The sequence below is a fragment of the Enterobacter sp. K16B genome (genome assembly GCF_020216105.1).
GTDB classification, from domain to species: Bacteria; Pseudomonadota; Gammaproteobacteria; order Enterobacterales; family Enterobacteriaceae; genus Enterobacter; species Enterobacter sichuanensis.
This window is the reverse complement of the sequence record NZ_JAIWJZ010000023.1, coordinates 1-23,205: the sequence shown is the minus strand read 5'-3', so window position 1 is coordinate 23,205 and position 23,205 is coordinate 1. Positions and strand designations below refer to the sequence as shown.

Genomic DNA, 23,205 nt, shown 5'->3' with positions numbered 1-23,205 from the left:
ACCATTTACTATCAACCCTCCACACTGGCTGGCAAAGGGAGTTGAGATGCTATTTGGGTTCTTCCGTACACTTTTCCGTATTCTCTTTCGCATCCGCGTCACGGGCGATGCCCAGGCGCTTCGCGGTGAACGCGTTTTAATCACACCAAATCACGTTTCCTTTATCGATGGCATTCTGCTGGCACTGTTTTTGCCCGTGCGTCCGGTGTTTGCGGTCTATACATCCATTAGCCAGCAGTGGTACATGCGCTGGCTCACGCCGTTGATTGATTTTGTGCCGCTCGACCCGACAAAGCCGATGATGATTAAACATCTGGTCCGTCTGGTAGAGCAGGGGCGCCCGGTGGTCATTTTCCCGGAAGGGCGAATCTCAGTGACCGGATCGCTGATGAAGATCTACGACGGTGCGGGGTTTGTCGCGGCGAAGTCAAAAGCGACCGTGGTGCCGCTGCGTATTGAAGGGGCGGAGCTAACCCATTTCAGTCGTCTGAAAGGGCTGGTCAAGCAGCGTCTGTTCCCCACCATCACGCTGCATATTCTGCCGCCAACGTCGCTCCCGATGCCCGACGCGCCGCGTGCCCGCGATCGCCGTAAGATCGCCGGGGAGATGCTGCATCAGGTCATGATGGAAGCGCGTATGGCCGTTCGTCCGCGCGAAACGCTGTACGAATCCCTGCTCTCTGCGCAGTACCGCTATGGCGCGAAGAAAAACTGTATCGAAGACATCAACTTTACCCCGGATACCTATCGCAAACTGCTGACCAAGACCCTGTTTGTGGGCCGCATACTGGAGAAGTACAGCAAAAAGGGCGAAAAGATTGGCCTGATGCTGCCTAACGCGGGCATCAGCGCGGCGGTGATTTTTGGCGCGGTTTCACGGGGCCGTATTCCGGCGATGATGAACTACACGGCGGGTGTGAAGGGGCTTACCAGCGCCATCACCGCCGCTCAGATTAACACCGTCTTTACCTCCCGTCAGTTCCTGGACAAAGGCAAGCTCTGGCATCTTCCCGAGCAGCTCACTCAGGTGCGCTGGGTCTTCCTGGAAGATCTGAAAGCGGACGTGACCACCGGCGACAAGCTGTGGATTTTTGCGCATCTTCTGATGCCGCGTCTGGCCCAGGTCAAACAGCAGCCGGAAGATGACGCGATTATCCTCTTCACATCGGGTTCTGAAGGTAACCCAAAAGGCGTTGTCCACAGCCACAAGAGCATTCTGGCAAACGTTGAGCAGATCAAAAGCATTGCCGACTTTACCGCGAACGACCGGTTCATGTCGGCGCTGCCGCTGTTCCACTCCTTTGGCCTGACGGTCGGGCTGTTTACGCCGCTGCTGACCGGCGCTGAAGTGTTCCTCTATCCCAGCCCGCTGCATTACCGCATTGTGCCGGAGTTGGTGTATGACCGTAACTGCACCGTGCTGTTCGGGACTTCAACCTTCCTGGGTAACTATGCGCGTTTTGCCAATCCGTATGACTTCTATCGCGTGCGGTATGTGGTGGCTGGCGCAGAAAAACTGCAGGAGAGCACGCGTCAGATCTGGCAGGACAAGTTTGGTCTGCGCATTCTCGAAGGCTATGGCGTGACCGAGTGTGCGCCCGTGGTCTCGATTAACGTGCCGATGGCGGCGAAACCGGGAACGGTTGGCCGCATTCTGCCGGGGATGGACGCGCGTCTGCTGGCGGTGCCGGGCATAGAGGACGGCGGCCGTCTGCAGCTCAAAGGGCCAAACGTGATGAACGGGTATCTGCGCGTGGAAAACCCAGGCGTGCTGGAAGCGCCGACGGCGGAGAATGTCAACGGCGAGGTAGAAATCGGCTGGTACGACACCGGTGATATTGTCCGCTTTGATGAACAAGGCTTTGTACAGATCCAGGGACGTGCAAAACGCTTCGCCAAAATTGCCGGTGAAATGGTCTCTCTGGAAATGGTTGAGCAACTGGCGACCGCCGTGTCCGCCGAGAAGATGCACGCTACAGTCGTGAAGAGCGATGCCAGCAAAGGTGAGGCGCTGGTGCTGTTTACAACCGACAGTGAGCTTAAGCGCGACAGGTTACTCAGCTATGCGCGTGAACATGGTATTCCTGAGCTGGCGGTACCGCGCGATATTCGCTACCTGAAGCTGCTCCCGGTGCTGGGAAGCGGGAAGCCCGATTTCGTGACCCTGAAAGGCATGGTTGAAGAGGCGGAACAGCAAAATGCGTGAGTCAGTACACACTAACACCTCGCTCAGATCGAAAGGCATGCTGGCGGTCATTGCCGCGCAGTTTCTCTCTGCGTTTGGCGATAACGCGCTGTTGTTTGCCACGCTGGCGCTGCTGAAGGCCGAGTTTTACCCCGACTGGAGCCAGCCGATCCTGCAGATGGTGTTTGTGGGCGCTTACATTATATTTGCTCCCTTCGTCGGACAGGTGGCGGACAGCTTCCCCAAAGGTCGGGTGATGATGTTTGCCAACGGACTCAAGCTGCTGGGCGCAGCCAGTATCTGTTTTGGTTTCAATCCGTTTGTTGGCTATACGCTGGTGGGCATCGGTGCTGCCGCCTACTCCCCGGCGAAGTATGGCATCCTCGGAGAGCTGACCACGGGGGATAAGCTGGTCAAAGCCAATGGCCTGATGGAGTCCTCAACGATTGCCGCTATCCTGCTCGGCTCCGTCGCGGGCGGCGTCCTGGCCGACTGGCATGTTCTGGCGGCCCTGGGCGTGTGTGCAGTGGTGTATGGCGGGGCGGTCGTTGCTAACCTGTTTATTCCGAAGCTGCCGGTGGCTCGCCCGGGCCAGTCCTGGCGCTTTAAGCCAATGACCGGCAGCTTCTTTACTGCCTGTCGTGTGCTGTGGCGTAACGGTGAAACGCGTTTCTCCCTGATGGGCACCAGTATGTTCTGGGGCGCAGGCGTTACGCTGCGCTTCCTGCTGGTACTGTGGGTGCCGGTGGCGCTGGGGATCACCGACAACGCGACGCCAACCTATCTGAATGCGATGGTGGCTATCGGGATTGTGGTTGGGGCAGGCGCGGCGGCGAAGCTGGTCACGCTTGAGACGGTAGCACGCTGCATGCCGGCAGGGATCCTGATTGGCGTGGTGGTGCTTATTTTCTCGCTGCAGCATGCGTTATTGCCTGCTTATGCGCTCCTGATCCTGATTGGTATTCTCGGGGGCTTCTTCGTGGTGCCGCTCAATGCGTTACTGCAGGAACGGGGCAAGCAGACCGTCGGGGCGGGAAATGCCATCGCGGTACAAAACCTGGGTGAAAACCTGGCGATGCTGTTGATGCTGGGGCTTTATTCACTGGCAGTAAAAGTGGGCGTGCCGGTGGTGGGGATTGGCGTCGGGTTTGGCGGGCTGTTTGCGATTGCGATTGCCGCATTATGGCTTTGGCAGCGTCGCCGTTGATCAGTGCGGCCTGATGTCCTCATCCCGGCCCTCTCCCACAGGGAGAGGGAGCAAACCCTAAAAACGGCAACGTGCGTTGCCGTTTTGCTTTTATTACGGTGCCGGGTATGTGTATACCTGATGCACCGCTTCAATCTCCGCTAACACCTCTTCACTCAGGTTCAGATGGAAACTCTCAATGTTGGTTTTCAACTGCTCCAGGGTGGTCGCGCCCAGCAGGGTGCTGGCAACAAACGGCTGACGACGCACGAAGGCAAGCGCCATCTGCGCAGGGTCAAGACCGTGACGCTTTGCGATATCCACGTAGGCGGCAACGGCTTTCTGCGTCTGCTCGCCGCTGTAGCGGGTAAAGCGGCTAAAGAGAGTGTTACGCGCCCCGGCCGGTTTCGCCCCGTTCAGGTATTTCCCCGTCAGCGTGCCGAAACCGAGGCAGGAATAGGCGAGAAGTTCCACCTCTTCGTACTGTGTCACTTCGGCCAGACCCACTTCATAGCTGCGGTTAAGCAGGCTGTACGGGTTCTGGATGGTGACGATGCGCGGCAGATCGTGTTTATCCGCCAGATGCAGATAGCGCATCACCCCAAAGGCCGTTTCGTTAGAGACGCCAATGTAGCGGATTTTTCCCGCACGCTGGCACTCGGCCAGCGCTTCCAGTGTTTCCAGCAGCGTCACGGCAGGGGCGCTTTCATTCCAGCTGTAGCCAAGCTTACCAAAGCAGTTCGTGGGGCGCTGTGGCCAGTGAACCTGGTACAGATCGAGGTAGTCGGTCTGCAGACGCTTCAGGCTGGCATCCAGCGCGGCGCGGATATTTTTGCGATCGAGGATCTGATTCGGGCGGATCCCGGTATCGTTGTTGCGCGCCGGGCCACTGACTTTTGAGGCGATCACCAGCTTTTCACGGTTACCGTGTTTTGCCAGCCAGTTACCTACATACGTTTCGGTAAGTCCCTGCGTTTCCGGACGGGGGGGAACAGGGTACATCTCTGCGACATCAATCAGGTTAATGCCCTGGCTGACGGCATAATCGAGTTGTGCATGGGCATCGGCTTCGCTGTTTTGTTCACCAAATGTCATCGTGCCCAACCCCAGTTGGCTAATTTCGAGAGCGCTGTGGGGGATACGGTGATAATGCATAGCCGGCTTCCTCATGAGACATATAGACCGCGTCAGGGTGTTCCCGACAAAGGAATATAAACATGGCAGAGGGGAAGCAAAAGGGGAAGAAAAAAATCAAAAAGGCCAGCAAGCTACTGACCTCTCTCTGTTTATCGCTCGATAATTTGCGAGACTTCGTCGCGATTGATCTGCATTTTATTGCCTTCCTGGTCGCGGTAGCTGACCAGACCGGTATCATCATCGACTTCGGGTTTGCCGTCAGTCAGGATCATTCGACCGTCTTTTGTTGCCATGACGTAATCGCTGCTACAACCCGATACGGCAAAGGCTAAACCGACTGCTGAAACTAACACTGCCCATTTTTTCATCGTTATTGTCCTCATCTGGCTCGTATCAAATCATAGTCTAGTATTAACCCGATATGGCGAATGGAGAAAGCGGTAAAATCTTAAAAACCAGGTGATTATGTTTGAGAGCTCTCAAAATAAGTAAAAAACTATGTGTTAAGCAGGAAATGGCGTGCCAGCAGCGCGCCGGTAAAATTCTTTTTGAGATAAAAACCGCGTGGCAGAGTCAGTATGGGTTCACCCTGTGCGCCGATGGCCTCAGTGAGCGCTTTACTGTTCGCCGCTTTCGGACGCAGCTGTAACACTTCTCCGTGTCGGGCTGTAATGCGCTCTACCTGCCCAAGCACAATCATGTCCATCAGCTCCTCCCAGTCCAGACGCAGCTGGTGCTCCTCATCATCGGTTGGGCTCCAGAGCAGCGGGGCGCCAATGCGACGATCGGCCAGCGGGATCGCCCGCTCGCCTTCAACCGGTACCCACAGGACGCGCTTCAGCTTATGGCGAACATGGCTGGTTTCCCACGTTACGCCGGTATTGCCGGTTAATGGCGCCACGCAGACAAACGTGGTTTCAAGCGGCTTCCCCTGACGGTCTATGGGAATGGTTTTTAACTCCACGCCAAGGGCGGCAAAATCTTGCTCAGGTTTACTCCCAGCGCTGGCACCCAGCCAGAGCTCGAGCAGCATGCCGATCCAGCCTTTATCCCGTTTCAGATCCTTCGGGATCGGCAGCCCTGCCATGGCGGCCAGCTCGCCAAGCGAAAAGCCTGCCAGGCGCTGGGCCTGTTGTAGCAACTGGCTCTCGCTGGAGGGCGGTGAAAGCAAGGGTGTAAGCGGATGCATGATGGTAACCTTTTGATTAAAAAATAAACGAAGAAATTGTCCCCTGTGGATAGAGTTTAACTTTTTCTGTACCAATATGACATGTCTATGATTTATTGGATATTTTGTCACGTTGAAATCGTTTCACCGTGGGCGGAAAAGCGGTTGTTCAAATCTGGTCACTGACAATGAACAGGATCTTACACCATGTTATCCACAGAAAAATGGGATAACTGGGCATAACCCTGACTACTGTTTCAATTTACAGCCTTGACGTGCGATGAAAATCGAATTTTCACACAAATTGTGACTAACTTATTGGCACAATCTGTGGATAAAACCGACGCTGTTCGATCTTTCATCAGCACAACGATCTCTGATGTGATGATCGTCACGCTATTCTGCTTTTTGTTTACCGAACTGTATTTAACTGACTGTAAATAAAGAAATTATATTCAGTTGGCATAAGAGGGGGAACGGCGGTGATAAAGGTTGTTCATCGGTAATCAGACACTTCTTCACAACTATATCCACAGAAAAGGTGAATAAAATTCCCCTCGCTGCCTCACATCTGTTTATAACTCAGCACTTATTTGTGAGTTATTCAAATGTTATTAGGTTGCAGGCCTGTAAGAGAGTGGTTTACCGCCTCCCTGTAGTGTGAAACAATCATTCATATATAAGGTTTAGTTTGGGGTAGTCCGGTGATTGATGACGATGGCTACCGCCCGAACGTAGGAATAGTAATTTGTAATCGTCAGGGCCAGGTAATGTGGGCCCGCCGGTATGGTCAGCACTCCTGGCAGTTCCCGCAAGGCGGGATCAATCCGGGAGAGTCCCCAGAACAAGCGATGTACCGGGAGCTTTTTGAAGAGGTCGGTTTAAGCCGGAAAGATGTTCGTATTCTGGCTTCGACCCGCAACTGGTTGCGTTACAAGTTACCGAAACGTTTGGTGCGTTGGGACACAAAGCCGGTTTGTATCGGCCAGAAACAGAAATGGTTTCTGTTGCAGTTGGTGGGTAACGATTCAGACATCAATATGCAGACCAGCAGTACGCCGGAGTTTGATGGCTGGCGCTGGGTGAGCTATTGGTATCCTGTTCGTCAGGTCGTGTCATTTAAACGCGATGTTTACCGTAGGGTGATGAAAGAGTTTGCAAGTGTGGTGATGCAGCTTCAGGAGATCCCGCCTAAGCCGCAGAGCGCACCTGCCTGGCGACGTAAAAGAGGTTAAGCTACGCAAATCATGCTCACCCGCTTGCGAGAAATAGTCGAGAAGGTGGCCAGTGCGCCGCGTCTGAACGAGGCGCTGAATATTCTGGTCACTGACATCTGTCTTGCGATGGAGACCGAGGTCTGTTCGGTGTATCTGGCCGACCACGATCGACGCTGCTATTACCTGATGGCAACCCGTGGTTTGAAAAAACCACGTGGGCGCACTGTAACCCTCGCATTTGATGAAGGTATTGTGGGTCTGGTTGGGCGGCTGGCTGAACCCATCAACCTTGCTGATGCGCAAAAACACCCCAGCTTCAAATACATTCCTTCCGTAAAAGAAGAGCGCTTCCGCGCTTTCCTCGGTGTGCCGATTATCCAGCGTCGTCAGCTGCTCGGCGTGCTGGTTGTCCAGCAGCGCGAGCTACGTCAGTACGATGAAAGCGAAGAGTCTTTCCTCGTGACGCTGGCTACGCAGATGGCGGCCATCCTCTCTCAGTCTCAGCTTGCCGCGCTCTTTGGTCAGTACCGTCATACGCGCATTCGTGCCCTTCCGGCCTCGCCAGGGGTGGCGATTGCTGAAGGCTGGATGGACGCCACGCTGCCGTTGATGGAGCAGGTTTACGAAGCCTCAACGCTTGATGAAGCGCTTGAGCGCGAGCGCCTTACCGCCGCGCTGGAAGAGGCGGCGAATGAATTTCGCCGCTACAGCAAACGTTTTGCCGCAGGCGCGCAAAAAGAGACGGCGGCCATTTTTGACCTCTATTCGCACCTTCTCTCCGATGCGCGTCTGCGCCGTGAGCTTTTTGCGGAGGTGGATAAAGGCTCGGTCGCGGAGTGGGCAGTTAAGAAGGTTATCGAAAAATTTGCCGAGCAATTTGCGGCGCTGACCGACGGTTACCTGAAAGAGCGGGCCGGGGATCTACGGGCCCTCGGACAACGGCTGCTGTTCCACCTTGATGACACCATTCAGGGGCCGAATGCCTGGCCAAAACGGTTTATTCTGGTCGCCGATGAACTCTCGGCAACGACGCTGGCTGAACTGCCCCAGGACAGGCTGGCCGGTGTCGTGGTGCGCGATGGGGCCGCTAACTCCCATGCCGCTATTATGGTGCGCGCGCTGGGTATTCCGACCGTTATGGGGGCGGATATTCAGCCGTCGGTTCTGCATCGACGGACGCTGGTGGTGGACGGCTATCGCGGAGAGCTGCTGGTCGATCCTGAGCCGGTTCTGCTCCAGGAATACCAGCGTCTTATCAGCGAAGAGAATGAATTAAGCAAGCTGGCAGAAGATGACGTTAACCTGCCCGCACAGCTTAAAAGCGGTGAGCGGATCAAAGTGATGCTCAATGCTGGTTTAAGCCCTGAGCACGAAGAAAAGCTTGGCAGCCGCATCGACGGTATTGGCCTGTACCGCACTGAGATCCCGTTCATGCTGCAGAGCGGTTTCCCCTCCGAAGAAGAGCAGGTGGCGCAGTATCAGGGCATGCTGCAGATGTTTAACGACAAACCGGTCACCCTGCGTACGCTGGATGTCGGGGCGGATAAACAGCTGCCTTATATGCCGATCAGTGAGGAAAACCCGTGCCTGGGCTGGCGTGGGATCCGCATTACGCTCGATCAGCCTGAGATCTTCCTGATCCAGGTGCGCGCGATGCTGCGCGCCAATGCGGCGACGGGTAACCTCAGCATTCTGTTGCCAATGGTCACCAGCATTGATGAGATCGACGAAGCGCGGCGGCTGATTGAACGCGCAGGCCGTGAAGTGGAAGAGATGATTGGCTATGCGATCCCCAAACCGCGGATTGGGGTGATGCTCGAAGTGCCTTCCATGGTCTTTATGCTGCCGCAGCTGGCAAACCGGGTTGATTTTATCTCCGTCGGCACGAACGACCTGACGCAATATATTCTGGCCGTCGACCGTAACAATACCCGCGTCGCCAGTATCTACGATAGCCTGCATCCGGCGATCATTCGTGCGCTGGCGATGATCGCCCGGGAAGCGGAGCAGTACGGTATTGATTTACGCTTGTGTGGTGAAATGGCAGGGGATTCGATGTGCGTCGCGATCCTGATTGGTCTGGGATACCGCCATCTGTCGATGAACGGCCGGGCCGTCGCACGCGTGAAGTATCTGTTGCGCCATATCGATATCAACGATGCCCGCGAGCTGGCTGAACGCAGTCTTGAAGCGCAACTGGCAACCGAGGTTCGCCACCAGGTCGCCGCGTTTATGGAACGACGCGGCATGGGCGGTCTGATCCGCGGCGGTCGCTAATCGCCTTTCGCCCTCTCTCTGTAGGAGAGGGCACCAGCGCGCATAAAATCCTATACACATCTTTTACATCTCTGGCGCATCCTCCGCGCCCGCCTTATGCTATGATTCGCAACTTTGGAGCCTCTGCTTACGGCAGAATCGCATTTCTACCGCTGTCCACTTTCAGCGGAATAACAACATCTTGTGGTGACAGATGAACAGTGGTTATCTGCATTTTCCGGAATTTGATCCGGTCATTTTCTCAATAGGACCTGTTTCGCTTCACTGGTACGGTCTGATGTACCTGGTGGGCTTCATTTTTGCCATGTGGCTCGCTGGCCGTCGCGCCAGCCGTCCTGGCAGCGGCTGGACCAAAAACGAAGTTGAAAACCTGCTGTATGCGGGCTTCCTCGGCGTGTTCCTCGGCGGCCGTATTGGGTATGTGCTGTTCTATAACTTCCCGGTATTCCTGAACGATCCGCTCTATCTGTTCCGCGTCTGGGACGGCGGCATGTCCTTCCATGGCGGTCTGATTGGGGTGATCCTGGTGATGGTGATTTTTGCCAAACGCACCAAACGCAACTTCTTCCAGGTTTCCGATTTTATCGCACCGCTGATCCCGTTTGGGCTGGGCGCTGGCCGTCTGGGTAACTTCATCAACGGTGAGCTGTGGGGACGTGTCGATCCGAGCGTGTCCTTTACCATGCTGTTCCCGGGCTCGCGTGCGGAAGATATCGCCCTGCTGCCATCACACCCGGAGTGGCAGTCCATTTTCGATACCTACGGCGTTCTGCCGCGCCATATGTCTCAGCTGTACGAGCTGGCGCTGGAAGGCGTGGTGCTGTTTATCATCCTGAACCTGTTTATCCGCAAGCCACGTCCAATGGGGGCCGTGTCCGGTCTGTTCCTGATTGGCTATGGCGCATTCCGTATCATCGTCGAGTTCTTCCGTCAGCCGGATGCGCAGTTTACCGGCGAGTGGGTACAGTACATCAGCATGGGGCAAATCCTCTCCATTCCGATGATTGTCGCGGGTGCCATTATGATGATTTGGGCGTATCGTCGTCGTCCACAGCAACAACTTTCCTGAGGAACCATGAAACAGTATCTTGAATTGATGAAAAAAGTGCTCGACGAGGGCACGCCGAAAAACGACCGCACCGGTACCGGTACGCTCTCCATTTTTGGCCACCAGATGCGCTTCAATCTGCAGGAAGGCTTCCCCCTGGTGACGACGAAGCGCTGCCACCTGCGCTCGATCATTCATGAACTGCTCTGGTTCCTGCAAGGCGATACCAACGTTGCGTATCTGCACGAAAATAACGTCACCATCTGGGACGAATGGGCAGATGAGAACGGCAACCTGGGCCCGGTTTACGGCAAGCAATGGCGCGCATGGCCAACGCCTGATGGCCGCCATATTGACCAGATCACCACCGTGATGAACCAGCTGAAGAACGACCCGGACTCGCGCCGCATCATCGTTTCCGCCTGGAACGTGGGCGAGCTGGATAAAATGGCGCTGGCACCGTGCCACGCGTTCTTCCAGTTCTATGTCGCAGACGGCAAGCTTTCCTGCCAGCTCTACCAGCGCTCCTGTGATGTGTTCCTCGGCCTGCCGTTTAACATCGCCAGCTATGCGCTACTCGTTCACATGATGGCCCAGCAGTGTGACCTGGAAGTGGGTGATTTTGTCTGGACCGGTGGTGACACCCATCTCTACAGCAACCATATGGAACAGACGCATCTTCAGCTGACGCGCGAACCGCGTGCGCTGCCGAAGCTGATTATCAAACGCAAACCGGCGTCAATCTTCGATTACCGCTTTGAAGATTTTGAGATTGAAGGTTACGACCCGCACCCAGGCATCAAAGCGCCCGTCGCTATCTGATGGGTTAAAGCGTGACACAACCGGTGCTTTAGAGCGCCGGTTTTTTTTCGCCATGATCCCCTTTCCCGACGTGCTATCCAGAAAGCGTGCAACACGCTGCAACTCTCCTGATTCTGCGGATAACGCCTCGTAAAACGATCATTCGTTGCTCGTCATGTCAACGGCGCTTCGCCACACTCCCGCTATGAACAAAGAGAACGGTTTTACGCTTATCGAAACGCTGGTCGCCATTTCGCTTGTGGTTGTTCTCAGCGCTTCAGGTCTGTACGGCTGGGACAGCTGGCAACGGCAGCAGCGTCTGTGGCAGACCGCCAGTCAGGTGCGAGATTACCTGCTGTTTCTGCGCAACCATGCCAACCGGCATAACCGCGACCACCAGATTACTCTTCAGCGGGTGGGCGAAAAAAGCTGTCTGATGAGTTCTGTCATGCAGGCCTGCGAGAAAGGCAGCCCCTTTGTACTGATTCCACTCTGGCCTGACGTGAAGGTGAGTGAGGTAACGCCCTCGCTAGGGTTCTATGGATTACGGAATACAGCGTGGGCAGGGCGGATACGCGTTCAAAGCCAGGCTGGAGAATGGCTGATCATTGTCTCAAATGGAGGGCGCATCAGGATGTGTAAGGTCTCAGAGGGAAGTCTATGTCGATGAGGCAGCGCGGTTTTTCACTGACTGAAGTGCTGATTGCCACGGCGGTAAGCAGCCTTTTGCTGATAAGCGCATCGCGTTTCTTACCCGGCCTGCAGCGGGCGGTACTACTGCAATCCGGGCAGCGAGAGCGGGAGGAAGAGGTCTGGCAGCACCTGTTTGCGCTCGGCAAACAGCTTCAGCGTGCGGGATACTGCGCGGGAAACTGTCAGGGACAAGGGCTGTTAATCGGCAGGCAAGGGAGCTGTGTCATTGTGCGGTGGGATGCCAACAGTAACGGCAAATGGGATAGCACAGCATCAGAAAACGACAGCACCGGTTTTCGCCTGGAATCGGGGGCGCTGGAAACCCTGCGTGGGGCAACGTCGTGCGAAGGAAAGGGATGGGAAAAGCTCACGGACCCGGAAAGTCTGGCGATCACGCACTTTAAGGTGAGTAAAGCCGATCGCGCCGGTTTTGCGCCAGAGCTGAATATTGAACTGGCTGCTCTTCGTCAGGGCGAGCAGGGGGAACCCTGGCAGGCGCTGTATACGGTCACGGGGTACAACCTGTGAGGCGACAACGCGGAATCTCTTCGCTGGCTCTGGTACTGCTGTTGCTGGTGCTCGGTACTCTGATCCTTACCGGCCTTAACCAGCAGCTCGTGACCTTTAGTGCGCTCGTCGCGGGTGAGAGCCGGTCGCTCCAGCAACAGGCGTCTGTGCAGTCCGCGCTTGAGTGGGGACGCGTTCAGCGTTGGTCATCAGCGCCACAGGTTCAGTGCAAAAAGGTATTCTCCTCGCAGGTGTGTTTGCGTCCGCTGGGTGAGGCGCATGTGCTACTGATTGCCGGCGGCAATGACCTGCTGCTCTGGCGTGCAGGGGAAGTTATCGACGGTAAAATTCACTTTTCGCCGCATGGCTGGAGTGATTTTTGTCCCCTACAGGAGAGTGCGTTATGTCAGCTGCCGTGAACAGAGAAAGAGCGTTTAGCATGGTGGAGGTTCTGTTGGCGATGATGTTGCTGGTGATGATCGTGACGGCACTGGCGGGTTATCATCGGGCGCTGGCGGCGCGGTTTGTCGTGTTTAACCAGTATCGCCAGCTTTGGCACCATGCCTGGAATCAGACACAGCTCTCACCAAAGAGTCTCCCCGCAGGCTGGCAGGCCAGTCGGGGGCAGACAACGCTCGCCGGATGTGTCAGCATCACGGTTACACTAATTTCTCCTCTGGGGCGGCGCGGTGAGTTAACGCGTCTGCATTGCCCGGTTAGCCAGTAGTCGGGAGCGTCTATGTTAAGGGTCTACCACTCAAATCGTCTGGATGTGCTGGAAGCACTGATGGAATTTATCGTTGAGCGCGAGCGGCTTGACGATCCTTTTGAGCCTGAAATGGTGCTGGTGCAGAGCACCGGTATGGCACAGTGGCTGCAAATGTCGCTTTCGCGTAAGTTTGGCATTGCCGCCAATATTGATTTCCCGCTGCCCGCGAGTTTTATCTGGGAGATGTTTGTCCGCGTATTGCCGGACATTCCGGAGCAAAGCGCCTTCAACAAGCAAGGCATGAGCTGGAAACTGATGGCGCTGCTGCCAGAAATGCTGCAGCACGATGAATTTGCCATGCTGCGCCACTACCTCAATGACGATACCGATAAACGCAAGCTGTTCCAGCTGGCGTCGCGCACCGCCGACCTTTATGACCAGTATCTGGTCTACCGTCCGGAGTGGCTGGCCCGCTGGGAAGCGGGTGAGCTGGTAGAGGGGTTGCCGGAGGCGCAGGTCTGGCAGGCTCCCTTGTGGAAAGCGCTGGTGGAACATACGGAGAAACTTGGCCAGCCTAAGTGGCACCGTGCCAACCTCTATCAGCGGTTTATCTCTGTTCTGCAAAACAGCAATGAACGACCGCCGCGACTGCCTTCCCGTGTGTTTATCTGCGGTATTTCGGCGTTGCCACCGGTTTACCTGCAGGCGCTAAATGCGCTGGGCAAACATATCGACATTCATATTCTCTTTACTAACCCCTGTCGCCAGTACTGGGGCGATATTCAGGATGGTCGCTGGCTTTCTCGACTGGTGAGCCGCCAGAGGCGACGCCTTTTTGAAGAGCGTACCGTCCCCCTGTTTAAGGACAGTGCCTCCGCCGCGCAGCTTTTCGATGAACACGGTATTCAGAACCTGCCCAATCCGCTTCTTGCCTCCTGGGGGAAGCTGGGGCGTGATTACATCCATATGCTCTCCGACATCACGTCATCAGGCGAAGGCGATGTGGATGCCTTCGTTGAAATCTCTCCGGACAGCCTGCTGCATCATATTCAGTCAGATATTCTGGATCTGGAAAACCGCGCCGTTATGGGCGTGACGGCGGACGAGTTTGAACGCAGCGACAGGAAACGAAAGCTGGATCCTGACGATCGCAGCATGACGATCCACGTTTGTCATAGCCCGCAGCGTGAAGTCGAAGTGCTTCACGACCAACTGCTGGCGATGCTGCAGGCGGATCCCGAGCTGACGCCGCGCGATATCGTGGTGATGGTGGCGGATATCGACAGCTACAGTCCCTTCATTCAGGCCGTGTTTGGCAGTGCGACGGGCGAGCGGTACCTGCCTTACGCCATCTCGGACCGTCGCGCCCGTCAATCTCATCCGGCGTTACAGGCATTTATCACGTTGCTGTCGCTGCCGGATAGTCGGTTTATCTCCGAAGATGTCCTGGCCTTACTGGATGTGCCCGTGCTGGCTGCACGCTTCAACATCAATGAAGAGGGGTTACGTTACCTTCGCCAGTGGGTTAACGAGTCTGGCGTGCGCTGGGGGATTGACGATGATAACGTCCAGGAGTTTGAACTTCCCCCAACCGGGCAGCACACGTGGCGATTTGGCCTGACGCGTATGCTGTTGGGCTACGCCATGGAAAGCAGCCAGGGCGAGTGGAACGAGGTTCTGCCTTACGATGAGTCCAGCGGCTTGATTGCGGAACTGGTGGGACATTTGGCGTCACTACTGATGCAGCTTAACCGCTGGCGACACGCACTGATGCAGCCGCGCCCGCTTGAAGAGTGGCTCCCGGTTTGCCGGGCACTGCTCAATGATTTCTTCCTGCCAGACAGCGATACCGAAGCGGCGATGGCCCTCATTGAAACGCAGTGGCAGGCTATCGTCGACGAGGGGGTAAATTCCCACTATCACGAGGCGATTCCGTTGTCGCTACTGCGGGATGAGTTGACGCAGCGGCTTGATCAGGAGCGAATTAGTCAGCGTTTCCTGGCGGGTCCGATCAATATCTGTACCCTGATGCCAATGCGTTCTATCCCGTTTAAAGTGGTTTGCCTGCTTGGCATGAATGACGGCGTCTATCCGCGCGCGCTGGCGCCGCTGGGGTTCGATTTGATGAGCGCAGACCCAAAACGGGGCGACCGTAGCCGCCGTGATGATGACCGCTATCTCTTCCTGGAAGCACTCATTTCCGCCCAGAGTAAGCTCTATATCAGCTATATCGGCCGTTCCATTCAGGACAACAGCGAGCGTTTCCCTTCGGTTCTGGTGCAGGAGCTGGTGGATTATATCGGCCAGAGCCACTACCTGCCGGGGGATGAAGAGCGCAACTGTGATGAGAGCGAGCAGCGGGTGAAAGCGCATATCACCTGTCACCACAGCCGCATGCCGTTTGATCCGGTGAATTACGTTGCCAGCGAGCGCCAGAGCTATGCCCAGGAGTGGCTGCCGGCGGCCAAAAAAGAGGGGAGCGCGCATACCGATTTCATTCAGGAACTTGACCCGCTACCGATTGATACCCTGACCGTCGAACAGCTTCAGCGGTTTTGGGCGCATCCGGTACGCGCTTTCTTCCAGCAACGATTACAGGTCAACTTCCGCTCTGAAGAGAGCGAAATTCCTGATGCAGAACCCTTTACCCTGGAAGGGCTGGAGCGCTATCAGTTAAACCTGCAACTGCTGAATGCGCTGGTTGAAGAGGAAGATGCGGACAAACTTTACCGCCGCTACCGTGCGGCAGGGCAACTGCCTTATGGTGCGTTCGGGGAGATCGTCTGGGAGGCACAGTGTCAGGAGATGACTGCTCTGGCAGAGCGCGTCAGAGCGTGTCGACAGCCCGGGAAGAGTATTGAAATCGATCTCAATTGTAATGGTGTGCAGCTTACGGGCTGGTTAACCCAGGTTCAGCCAGATGGTCTGCTGCGCTGGCGGCCCTCAATGCTGAGCGTTTCGCAGGGATTGCAACTCTGGCTGGAACATCTTGTCTACAGTGCGGGTGGCCATCAAGGCGAAAGCCGCATTTTTGTGCGCAAAGAGGGCGAATGGCGCTTCCCGCCGATGGAGGCGGAGCAGGCCTTACAATACCTGTCTTTGTACATTGAGGGCTACCGTCAGGGAATGAACAAACCGCTCCTGCTCCTGCCGGAAAGTGGCGGGGCCTGGATAAAAGCCTGTTATGACGCGCAGAATGATGCGATGTTAACGGATGAGGCGTCACTGCAGAAGGCGCGCAGTAAATTTATGCAGGCCTACGAAGGAAACATGATGGTGCGGGGCGAAGGAGAAGATGTCTGGTATCAGCGCTTATGGCGCGCGCTTGAACCCGAGTACTTTGAGGCGATCAAGGAAGAAGCGCAACGCTATTTGTTACCGTTGTTCAGATTTAATCAGTCCTGAGTGCTGTATAAAAATTGCGCAGTCAGGGGTGTTCATTTATGATGCACTTCTTATCACGGACTGATGTACCCAAAGAAAGAGATGTTGGCGTGTCCAGCACGCAGTTTGTTAATGATGTAGCCGTGATAAAGAGGTCGTAATGCCTGGCAGCACCTTGTTTAAAGCGTTGGTTTTGTTTGTCGCCCTTTGGGCACCTGTCACTCAGGCAGACTCCGGTTGGCAACCCGTTCAGGAAACTATCCGTAAGAGTGAAAAAGATACCCGGCAGTATCAGGCTATCCGCCTTGATAACGGCATGACCGTGCTGCTGGTTTCCGACCCGCAGGCGGTAAAATCCCTCTCGGCACTGGTGGTGCCGGTTGGGTCGCTGGAAGATCCTGAATCCCATCCCGGGCTTGCACACTATCTGGAACATATGACGCTGATGGGGTCAAAAAAATACCCGCAGCCAGATAGCCTGTCCGAATTTCTGAAAATGCATGGCGGCAGCCATAATGCCAGTACCGCCCCGTACCGCACGGCCTTCTATCTCGAAGTCGAGAACGATGCGCTGGAAGGCGCGGTCGATCGCCTTGCTGATGCCATCGCCGCCCCGTTGCTGGATAAAAAATACGCCGATCGTGAACGCAATGCGGTGAATGCCGAACTGACTCTGGCCCGCACGCGAGACGGTATGCGCATGGCCCAGGTGAGCGCCGAAACCATCAACCCTGCGCATCCGGGGTCTCGTTTCTCCGGCGGTAACCTGGAGACCTTGAGCGACAAACCGAACAGCCCGGTTCTGGATGCGCTGCACGCGTTTCGCGATAAATACTACTCCGCCAATCTGATGAAAGCGGTTATCTACAGCAATAAACCGTTGCCAGAGCTGGCGGGCATGGCGGCCAAAACGTTTGGTCGGGTGCCGAATAAAAATATCGACCGGCCGCAAATAGATGTACCGGTGGTCACGGACGCGCAAAAAGGCATCGTGATCCACTACGTGCCTGCGCTGCCGCGCAAAGTGTTACGCGTTGAATTTCGCATTGATAACAACACGGCACAGTTTCGCAGTAAAACCGACGAGCTGGTGACCTATCTCATCGGTAACCGTAGCCCGGATACGCTGTCTGACTGGCTGCAGAAACAGGGGCTGGCGGAAGGTATCCGCGCCGACTCCGATCCGGTGGTAAACGGGAACAGCGGCGTGCTGGCGATATCCGCAACCCTGACCGACAAAGGTCAGGCACACCGCGATGAAGTGGTGGCTGCAATCTTCAGCTACCTCTCTCTGCTGCGTGAAAAAGGCGTCGACAAGCGCTACTTTGATGAACTGGCGCACGTGCTGGATCTTGATTTCCGTTATCCATCGATAACCCGCGACATGGATTATGTGGAGTGGCTGGCCGATACCATGATCCGCGTGCCGGTGGAACACACCCTCGACGCGGTGAACATTGCCGACCAGTACAACCCTGAGGCGGTCAAAGCCCGTCTGGCGATGATGACCCCGGAGAATGCCCGCATCTGGTACATCAGCCCGGATGAGCCGCATAACAAAACGGCTTACTTTGTCGATGCCCCTTATCAGGTGGATAAAATCAGCGCCCAGACCTTTGCCGACTGGCAAAAGAAGGCGGGAGAGATCGCGTTAAAACTGCCGGAACTGAACCCCTATATCCCGGATGATTTCTCGTTGATCAAAACCGAGAAGGACTATCCGCATCCGGCACTTATCATTGATGAGCCGACGCTTCGCGTGGTGTATAGCCCAAGCCGCTATTTTGCAAGCGAGCCAAAGGCCGACGTCAGCGTGGTGCTGCGTAACCCGAAGGCGATGAACAGCGCCAAAAATCAGGTGATGTTCGCGCTCAATGACTATCTTGCCGGTATTGCACTTGACCAGCTGAGTAACCAGGCGGCCGTGGGCGGCATCAGCTTCTCCACCAACGCCAACAACGGTTTGATGCTCAATGCAAACGGCTATACCCAGCGCTTGCCGCAGCTGTTCCAGGCGCTGCTGGAGGGCTATTTCAGCTATACGCCTACGGAAGAACAATTTGAGCAGGCCAAATCGTGGTATGCGCAGATGATGGATTCTGCGGAGAAGGGCAAAGCTTACGATCTGGCGCTTATGCCAGCGCAAATGTTATCGCAGGTTCCTTATTTCCAGCGGGAGGATCGCCGCGCGCTGTTGCCTTCGATCACCTTAAAAGACGTGCTGGCTTACCGTGACGCGCTGAAAACCAACACGCGCCCGGAGTTCCTGATTGTCGGCAATATGAGCGAAGAACAGGCCAAAACCCTGGCGCAGAATGTTCGCACTCAGCTCGGCTCTAAAGGCGATGAGTGGTGCCGCAACCAGGACGTGCTGGTTGAGAAAAAGCAGAATGTAATCTTTGAAAAGGCGGGGAACAGCACGGATTCCGCGCTGGCCGCGGTATTTGTGCCAACGGGTTATGATGAATTCGCCAGTTCAGCGCAGAGTGCCGTGCTGGGCCAAATTATTCAGCCGTGGTTCTATACCCAGTTACGCACGGAAGAGCAGCTCGGCTACGCGGTGTTTGCCTTCTCCATGAACGTAGGCCGCCAGTGGGGGCTGGGTTTCCTGCTGCAGAGCAGCGATAAGCAGCCAGCATATCTCTGGCAGCGTTACCAGGCTTTCTTCCCGCAGGTGGAAGCAAAACTGCGCGCCATGAAGCCGGAAGAGTTCGCGCAGATCCAGCAGGCCGTCATTGCGCAGGTGATGCAGCCGCCGCAGACGTTGGGTGAAGAAGCCTCACAGCTGAGCAAAGATTTTGATCGCGGTAATCTGAAATTTGATTCGCGTGATAAAGTAGTGGCCGAGATAAAACAGCTGACGCCGCAAAAGGTTGCCGATTTCTTCCATCAGGCGGTGATTAAACCGCAGGGAATGACCATCCTGTCTCAGGTTTCCGGTAGCCAGAACGGGAAAACGGAGTACGTGAACCCGCAAGGCTGGAAAGTCTGGAAGAGCGTCAGCGCGCTGCAGCAATCTATGCCCTGGAGTAAGAAAGAATGACCGACACCGCTGAGCCCCTTAATCCCTTACGTTTACCTCTTCAGGGTGAACGATTGATTGAAGCCTCAGCGGGAACGGGAAAAACCTTCACCATCGCCGCGCTCTATTTGCGTCTGCTGTTAGGGCTCGGCGGCAACGCCGCTTTTCCCCGCCCGCTGAGCGTGGAAGAGCTGCTGGTAGTGACCTTCACCGAAGCCGCCACCGCCGAGCTGCGTGGCCGTATTCGCGCCAATATCCACGAGCTGCGCATTGCCTGCCTGCGTCAGAGCACGGATAACCCCCTTTATGCCAGTCTTCTGGAAGAGATTGCCGACAGGCAACAGGCCGCAGAGTGGCTGCTACTGGCCGAACGGCAGATGGATGAAGCCTCCGTCTTTACCATTCACGGTTTTTGCCAGCGGATGCTGAGCCTGAATGCGTTTGAATCCGGCATGCTGTTTGAACAACAGCTCATTGAAGATGAAACCGTGCTTCGCTATCAGGCCTGCGCGGACTTCTGGCGTCGCCACTGCTACCCGCTACAGCGCGATATCGCCGAAGCGGTACATGCGTTGTGGAAGGGCCCTGAGGCGCTGCTGCGCGCGATCGATCGCTATCTTCAGGGGGAAGCGCCGGTGATCAAATCTCCGCCGCCGGCGGATGAAACCCTGGCGTCACGCCATGAAAAAATCATCGCGCGAATTGTCGACATTAAGCAAAAATGGATTGAGTCAGTCGGCGAGATTGACGCCATTATCGAAAACTCCGGGATCGACCGACGCAAATTCAACCGTGGCAACCAGGGGAAATGGATCGACAAGATCAACGCCTGGGCGCAGGAAGAGACGCGGGGCTACCAGCTCCCGGACGCGCTGGAGAAATTCTCCCGGCGTTTCCTCGTTGAGCGCACCAAACCCGACGGTATTGTGCCTGAACATCCCCTGTTTGTGGCGATTGAAACCCTGCTGTCTGAACCCTTGACGCTCAACGATCTGATGATCACCCGCGCCATGACGGAAATTCGCGAAGCCGTCGCCCGTGAGAAACGCCGCCGGGGGGAACTGGGATTTGACGATATGCTGAGCCGCCTCGATGCGGCCTTGTGCAGTGAGAATGGCGAAGCGCTTGCCGCCGCGATCCGCACCCGTTTCCCGGTGGCGATGATTGACGAATTTCAGGATACCGACCCTCAACAATACCGCATATTCCGCCGTATCTGGCGCCAGCAGCCCGGCACCGCGCTGTTGTTAATCGGCGATCCTAAACAGGCTATCTACGCCTTCCGCGGTGCGGACATTTTCACCTACATGAAGGCCCGCAGCGAAGTTGAGGCGCACTACACCCTGGATACCAACTGGCGTTCGTCTCCTGGGATGGTGGAAAGCGTGAATGCGCTGTTCAGCCGCATGGATACGGCGTTTATGTTCCGGGAGATCCCGTTCCAGCCGGTAAAATTTGCCGAGAAAAATGCCTCGTTGCGCTTTGAGTTCAACGGCGAGACGCAGCCTGCCATGCGCTTCTGGCTGCTGGACGGTGAAGGGTGTGGCGTCGCCGACTATCAAAACGCCATGGCCCAGCACTGTGCCGCGCAGATCCGTGACTGGCTCAGTGCGGGGGCTCGCGGCGAGGCGATGCTCTGGAAAGGCCAGGATGCACTCCCCGTAAAGGCATCGGATATCACGGTGCTGGTGCGGAGCCGTCAGGAGGCCGCGCTTATTCGGGATGCCCTGACCCTGCTGAGTATTCCGTCCGTCTACCTCTCAAACCGTGACAGCGTCTTTGAAACGCTGGAAGCGCAGGAGATGCTATGGCTGCTGCAGGCCGTGCTGGCCCCGGAGCGGGAAAGCACGCTGCGCAGCGCATTAGCCAGTGCGATGCTCGGGCTGAATGCCCGTGATATCGATGCGCTCAACAATGACGAGTCCGCATGGGATGCGGTGGTGGAAGAGTTTGTTCGCTACCGGGAGAAATGGCAGAAGCGCGGCGTGATGGCCATGGTGCGTGAGCTGATGGCACAGCGTCACATTGCGGAGAATATGCTGGCAACCGCGGGCGGCGAGCGCCGGTTGACCGATATTTTACATATCAGCGAACTCCTGCAGGAGGCGGGCACGCAGCTGGAGAGCGAGCATGCTCTGGTGCGCTGGCTGGCACAGCAGATTGCCGACCCGAACAGCAATTCGTCCAGCCAGCAGATGCGTCTTGAGAGTGATAAACACCTGGTGCAGATCGTCACCATTCACAAATCGAAAGGGCTTGAGTATCCGCTGGTCTGGCTGCCGTTTATCGCCAATTACCGTGTGCAGGATCAGGCCTTTTATCACGATCGCGAGTCGTTCGAGGCGGTGCTCGATCTCAGCAACGCGGAGTCCAGCGTTGAGCTGGCAGAAGCCGAACGTCTTGCGGAAGATTTACGCCTGCTGTACGTGGCACTGACCCGTTCGGTCTGGCACTGCAGTCTGGGCGTTGCCCCTCTGTTCCGTCGTCGCGGTGAAAAGACCGGGGAGAGCGATTTTCACCTGAGCGCGCTGGGGCGCTTAATTCAGCATGGCGAGCCCAAAGACGCTGCGGGGTTACGGCAGTGTCTCGAATCACTTTGCGGGGAGCATGTTGCCCTGCATATTCCGGCGCAACCGGATAATGACCGCTGGCAAATGCCGGAGCCGCGTGAGTCAGATCTGCATGCCCGCCAGGTGGTACGCCCGATTGCTGACGACTGGCGCGTCACCAGCTACTCCGGTTTACAGCAGCACGGACAGAGTGTTGCGCTGGATCTGATGCCAAAACTGGACGTGGATGCAGCGGGGACCGGAAGTGTACCCGTTGAGCCGGTGCTTACGCCGCACCAGTTCCCGCGTGGCGCCTCTCCAGGCACGTTTTTGCACAGCCTGTTTGAAGAGCTCGATTTCACACAGCCGGTTTCCGAAGAGTGGGTGCTGAAGATGTTACAGAGCGGCGGCTACGACGCACAATGGAAGCCGGTTCTGCGTGACTGGATCCACGCGGTTTTACACGCGCCGCTCACCGCGCAGGGGGTCTCGCTCAGCCAGCTGACTGCCAGAGATAAGCAGGTCGAGATGGAGTTTTATCTCCCCATCGCTGGCCCGCTCAGGGCCGAAGCGCTCGATGGGCTGATCCGCGAGTACGATCCGCTTTCCGCCGGATGTCCGTCGCTGAACTTCCGCCAGGTGCAGGGGATGTTAAAAGGTTTTATCGACCTGGTTTTCCGCCATCAGGGGCGCTATTACCTGCTGGATTACAAGTCGAACTGGCTGGGTGAAAACAGCGAAGCCTATACCCAACAGGCGATGGCGTCGGCCATGCAAATGCATCGCTACGATCTGCAGTACCAGCTTTATACCCTGGCGCTGCATCGTTATCTGCGCCATCGCATTGCCGATTATCGCTACGAAGACCATTTTGGCGGCGTGATTTACCTTTTCCTGCGTGGCGTGGATCCTAACGACCCGCGTTCCGGTGTCTTTAGCACGCGTCCGGCTGCGGAACTGATTGAAAAAATGGATAACCTGTTTGCTGCAGGCACGGAGGAGGTGGCATGACAATGCAGGCGCTACTGCTGGACGCGGTTGAACAACGATTACTGCGCCACCTTGATGTGCAGTTTGCCATGATGGTGGCGGGCGAAGAGCCTGCCGTAATGCTCGCCGCCGCCATTCTGAGCAAAGACGCGGGGGAAGGGCACGTCTGTCTGCCGCTGTCGCGTCTGGTGGTAGACGAGAAAATGCCCCCGGCTTTACAGGCCTGTTTCGCTCTGCTGGGTGACACCGTGGACTGGGAAGCGATATTACTCAGTTCGCCTGCCGTGAGCGGAACCGATACCGGTACGCCGATGATCCTCACCGGCGAGCGT

At 56.2% G+C, this 23,205-nt stretch carries 16 protein-coding genes and 1 pseudogene; 14 read left to right on the top strand and 3 right to left on the bottom strand.

Annotated elements, in window-relative coordinates; genetic code table 11:
- Positions 1 to 46 precede the first annotated feature (46 nt).
- Positions 47 to 2,206, top strand: a complete 2,160-nt coding sequence (gene aas, locus LDK53_RS05655) for a bifunctional acyl-ACP--phospholipid O-acyltransferase/long-chain-fatty-acid--ACP ligase (protein ID WP_225284887.1) — start codon at positions 47 to 49, stop codon at positions 2,204 to 2,206.
- Positions 2,199 to 3,392, top strand: coding sequence for a lysophospholipid transporter LplT (lplT, locus tag LDK53_RS05650; RefSeq protein WP_025757803.1), 1,194 nt, complete (start codon positions 2,199 to 2,201; stop codon positions 3,390 to 3,392). Before aas ends, lplT begins: the two co-directional genes overlap by 8 nt.
- Before the next feature lie 93 nt (positions 3,393 to 3,485).
- On the opposite strand, the gene LDK53_RS05645 is transcribed toward lplT, so the two are convergent.
- The 3 genes from LDK53_RS05645 to mutH all read right to left on the bottom strand — a co-directional run bounded on the left by LDK53_RS05645 (position 3,486) and on the right by mutH (position 5,697).
- Positions 3,486 to 4,526 (bottom strand): NADP(H)-dependent aldo-keto reductase, encoded by a 1,041-nt coding sequence (locus LDK53_RS05645; RefSeq protein ID WP_094919657.1) that lies wholly within the window; start codon positions 4,524 to 4,526, stop codon positions 3,486 to 3,488.
- Positions 4,527 to 4,657: 131 nt separating this feature from the next.
- The gene (locus LDK53_RS05640; protein ID WP_008499668.1) at positions 4,658 to 4,876 is read right to left on the bottom strand and encodes a YgdI/YgdR family lipoprotein; all 219 of its coding nucleotides are present in this window, start codon (positions 4,874 to 4,876) and stop codon (positions 4,658 to 4,660) included.
- Positions 4,877 to 5,004: 128 nt separating this feature from the next.
- Entirely contained in the window at positions 5,005 to 5,697 is a 693-nt protein-coding gene (gene mutH, locus LDK53_RS05635; RefSeq protein WP_025760098.1) for a DNA mismatch repair endonuclease MutH, read from the bottom strand.
- Between the two features lie 683 nt (positions 5,698 to 6,380).
- Between mutH and rppH the strand changes: the two genes are divergently transcribed.
- From rppH to recD, 12 genes and pseudogenes are all read left to right on the top strand, one after another.
- Positions 6,381 to 6,911, top strand: a complete 531-nt coding sequence (rppH, locus tag LDK53_RS05630; RefSeq protein WP_013098553.1) for an RNA pyrophosphohydrolase — start codon at positions 6,381 to 6,383, stop codon at positions 6,909 to 6,911.
- A 12-nt stretch (positions 6,912 to 6,923) separates the two neighbouring features.
- Complete coding sequence (gene ptsP, locus LDK53_RS05625; protein WP_045285824.1) at positions 6,924 to 9,170, top strand: phosphoenolpyruvate--protein phosphotransferase; 2,247 nt, start codon at positions 6,924 to 6,926, stop codon at positions 9,168 to 9,170.
- 193 nt (positions 9,171 to 9,363) lie between these two features.
- Positions 9,364 to 10,239 carry a prolipoprotein diacylglyceryl transferase gene (gene lgt / locus LDK53_RS05620; protein ID WP_025760096.1) on the top strand — a complete coding sequence of 292 codons (876 nt, stop codon included), beginning with the start codon at positions 9,364 to 9,366 and terminating at the stop codon, positions 10,237 to 10,239.
- Positions 10,240 to 10,245: 6 nt separating this feature from the next.
- On the top strand, positions 10,246 to 11,040 hold the full coding sequence (thyA, locus tag LDK53_RS05615) for a thymidylate synthase (protein ID WP_047959396.1): 795 nt from the start codon (positions 10,246 to 10,248) through the stop codon (positions 11,038 to 11,040).
- 184 nt (positions 11,041 to 11,224) lie between these two features.
- Positions 11,225 to 11,689 (top strand): prepilin peptidase-dependent protein, encoded by a 465-nt coding sequence (locus LDK53_RS05610; RefSeq protein ID WP_225284898.1) that lies wholly within the window; start codon positions 11,225 to 11,227, stop codon positions 11,687 to 11,689.
- Entirely contained in the window at positions 11,680 to 12,240 is a 561-nt protein-coding gene (locus LDK53_RS05605) for a prepilin peptidase-dependent protein (protein WP_225284886.1), read from the top strand. The genes LDK53_RS05610 and LDK53_RS05605 overlap by 10 nt, the downstream gene beginning before the upstream one ends.
- On the top strand, positions 12,237 to 12,638 hold the full coding sequence (locus LDK53_RS05600; protein ID WP_095452444.1) for a DUF2509 family protein: 402 nt from the start codon (positions 12,237 to 12,239) through the stop codon (positions 12,636 to 12,638). The genes LDK53_RS05605 and LDK53_RS05600 overlap by 4 nt, the downstream gene beginning before the upstream one ends.
- On the top strand, positions 12,623 to 12,946 hold the full coding sequence (locus LDK53_RS05595) for a prepilin-type N-terminal cleavage/methylation domain-containing protein (RefSeq protein ID WP_225284883.1): 324 nt from the start codon (positions 12,623 to 12,625) through the stop codon (positions 12,944 to 12,946). Before LDK53_RS05600 ends, LDK53_RS05595 begins: the two co-directional genes overlap by 16 nt.
- A gap of 12 nt (positions 12,947 to 12,958) precedes the next feature.
- Positions 12,959 to 16,333 carry an exodeoxyribonuclease V subunit gamma gene (gene recC, locus LDK53_RS05590; protein WP_225284881.1) on the top strand — a complete coding sequence of 1,125 codons (3,375 nt, stop codon included), beginning with the start codon at positions 12,959 to 12,961 and terminating at the stop codon, positions 16,331 to 16,333.
- Positions 16,334 to 16,472: 139 nt separating this feature from the next.
- A complete protein-coding gene (gene ptrA / locus LDK53_RS05585) occupies positions 16,473 to 19,355 on the top strand; it encodes a pitrilysin (RefSeq protein ID WP_225284880.1) in 2,883 nt (960 codons plus the stop codon).
- Complete coding sequence (recB, locus tag LDK53_RS05580) at positions 19,352 to 22,894, top strand: exodeoxyribonuclease V subunit beta (protein ID WP_225284875.1); 3,543 nt, start codon at positions 19,352 to 19,354, stop codon at positions 22,892 to 22,894. The genes ptrA and recB overlap by 4 nt, the downstream gene beginning before the upstream one ends.
- A pseudogene (gene recD, locus LDK53_RS05575) lies at positions 22,891 to 23,205 on the top strand (exodeoxyribonuclease V subunit alpha); the annotation flags it as partial. The gene recB and the pseudogene recD, both read left to right, overlap by 4 nt.

Excerpts from the sequence above, each read along its gene's own strand:
- thyA (WP_047959396.1), top strand. The coding sequence starts at position 10,246 with ATGAAACAGTATCTTGAATTGATGAAAAAAGTGCTCGACGAGGGCACG.
- LDK53_RS05610 (WP_225284898.1), top strand. The coding sequence starts at position 11,225 with ATGAACAAAGAGAACGGTTTTACGCTTATCGAAACGCTGGTCGCCATT.
- mutH (WP_025760098.1), bottom strand. The coding sequence starts at position 5,697 with ATGCATCCGCTTACACCCTTGCTTTCACCGCCCTCCAGCGAGAGCCAG.
- LDK53_RS05645 (WP_094919657.1), bottom strand. The coding sequence starts at position 4,526 with ATGCATTATCACCGTATCCCCCACAGCGCTCTCGAAATTAGCCAACTG.
- ptrA (WP_225284880.1), top strand. The coding sequence starts at position 16,473 with ATGCCTGGCAGCACCTTGTTTAAAGCGTTGGTTTTGTTTGTCGCCCTT.
- LDK53_RS05640 (WP_008499668.1), bottom strand. The coding sequence starts at position 4,876 with ATGAAAAAATGGGCAGTGTTAGTTTCAGCAGTCGGTTTAGCCTTTGCC.
- lgt (WP_025760096.1), top strand. The coding sequence starts at position 9,364 with ATGAACAGTGGTTATCTGCATTTTCCGGAATTTGATCCGGTCATTTTC.
- recB (WP_225284875.1), top strand. The coding sequence starts at position 19,352 with ATGACCGACACCGCTGAGCCCCTTAATCCCTTACGTTTACCTCTTCAG.
- aas (WP_225284887.1), top strand. The coding sequence starts at position 47 with ATGCTATTTGGGTTCTTCCGTACACTTTTCCGTATTCTCTTTCGCATC.
- ptsP (WP_045285824.1), top strand. The coding sequence starts at position 6,924 with ATGCTCACCCGCTTGCGAGAAATAGTCGAGAAGGTGGCCAGTGCGCCG.
- lplT (WP_025757803.1), top strand. The coding sequence starts at position 2,199 with ATGCGTGAGTCAGTACACACTAACACCTCGCTCAGATCGAAAGGCATG.
- LDK53_RS05605 (WP_225284886.1), top strand. The coding sequence starts at position 11,680 with ATGTCGATGAGGCAGCGCGGTTTTTCACTGACTGAAGTGCTGATTGCC.
- LDK53_RS05595 (WP_225284883.1), top strand. The coding sequence starts at position 12,623 with ATGTCAGCTGCCGTGAACAGAGAAAGAGCGTTTAGCATGGTGGAGGTT.
- recC (WP_225284881.1), top strand. The coding sequence starts at position 12,959 with ATGTTAAGGGTCTACCACTCAAATCGTCTGGATGTGCTGGAAGCACTG.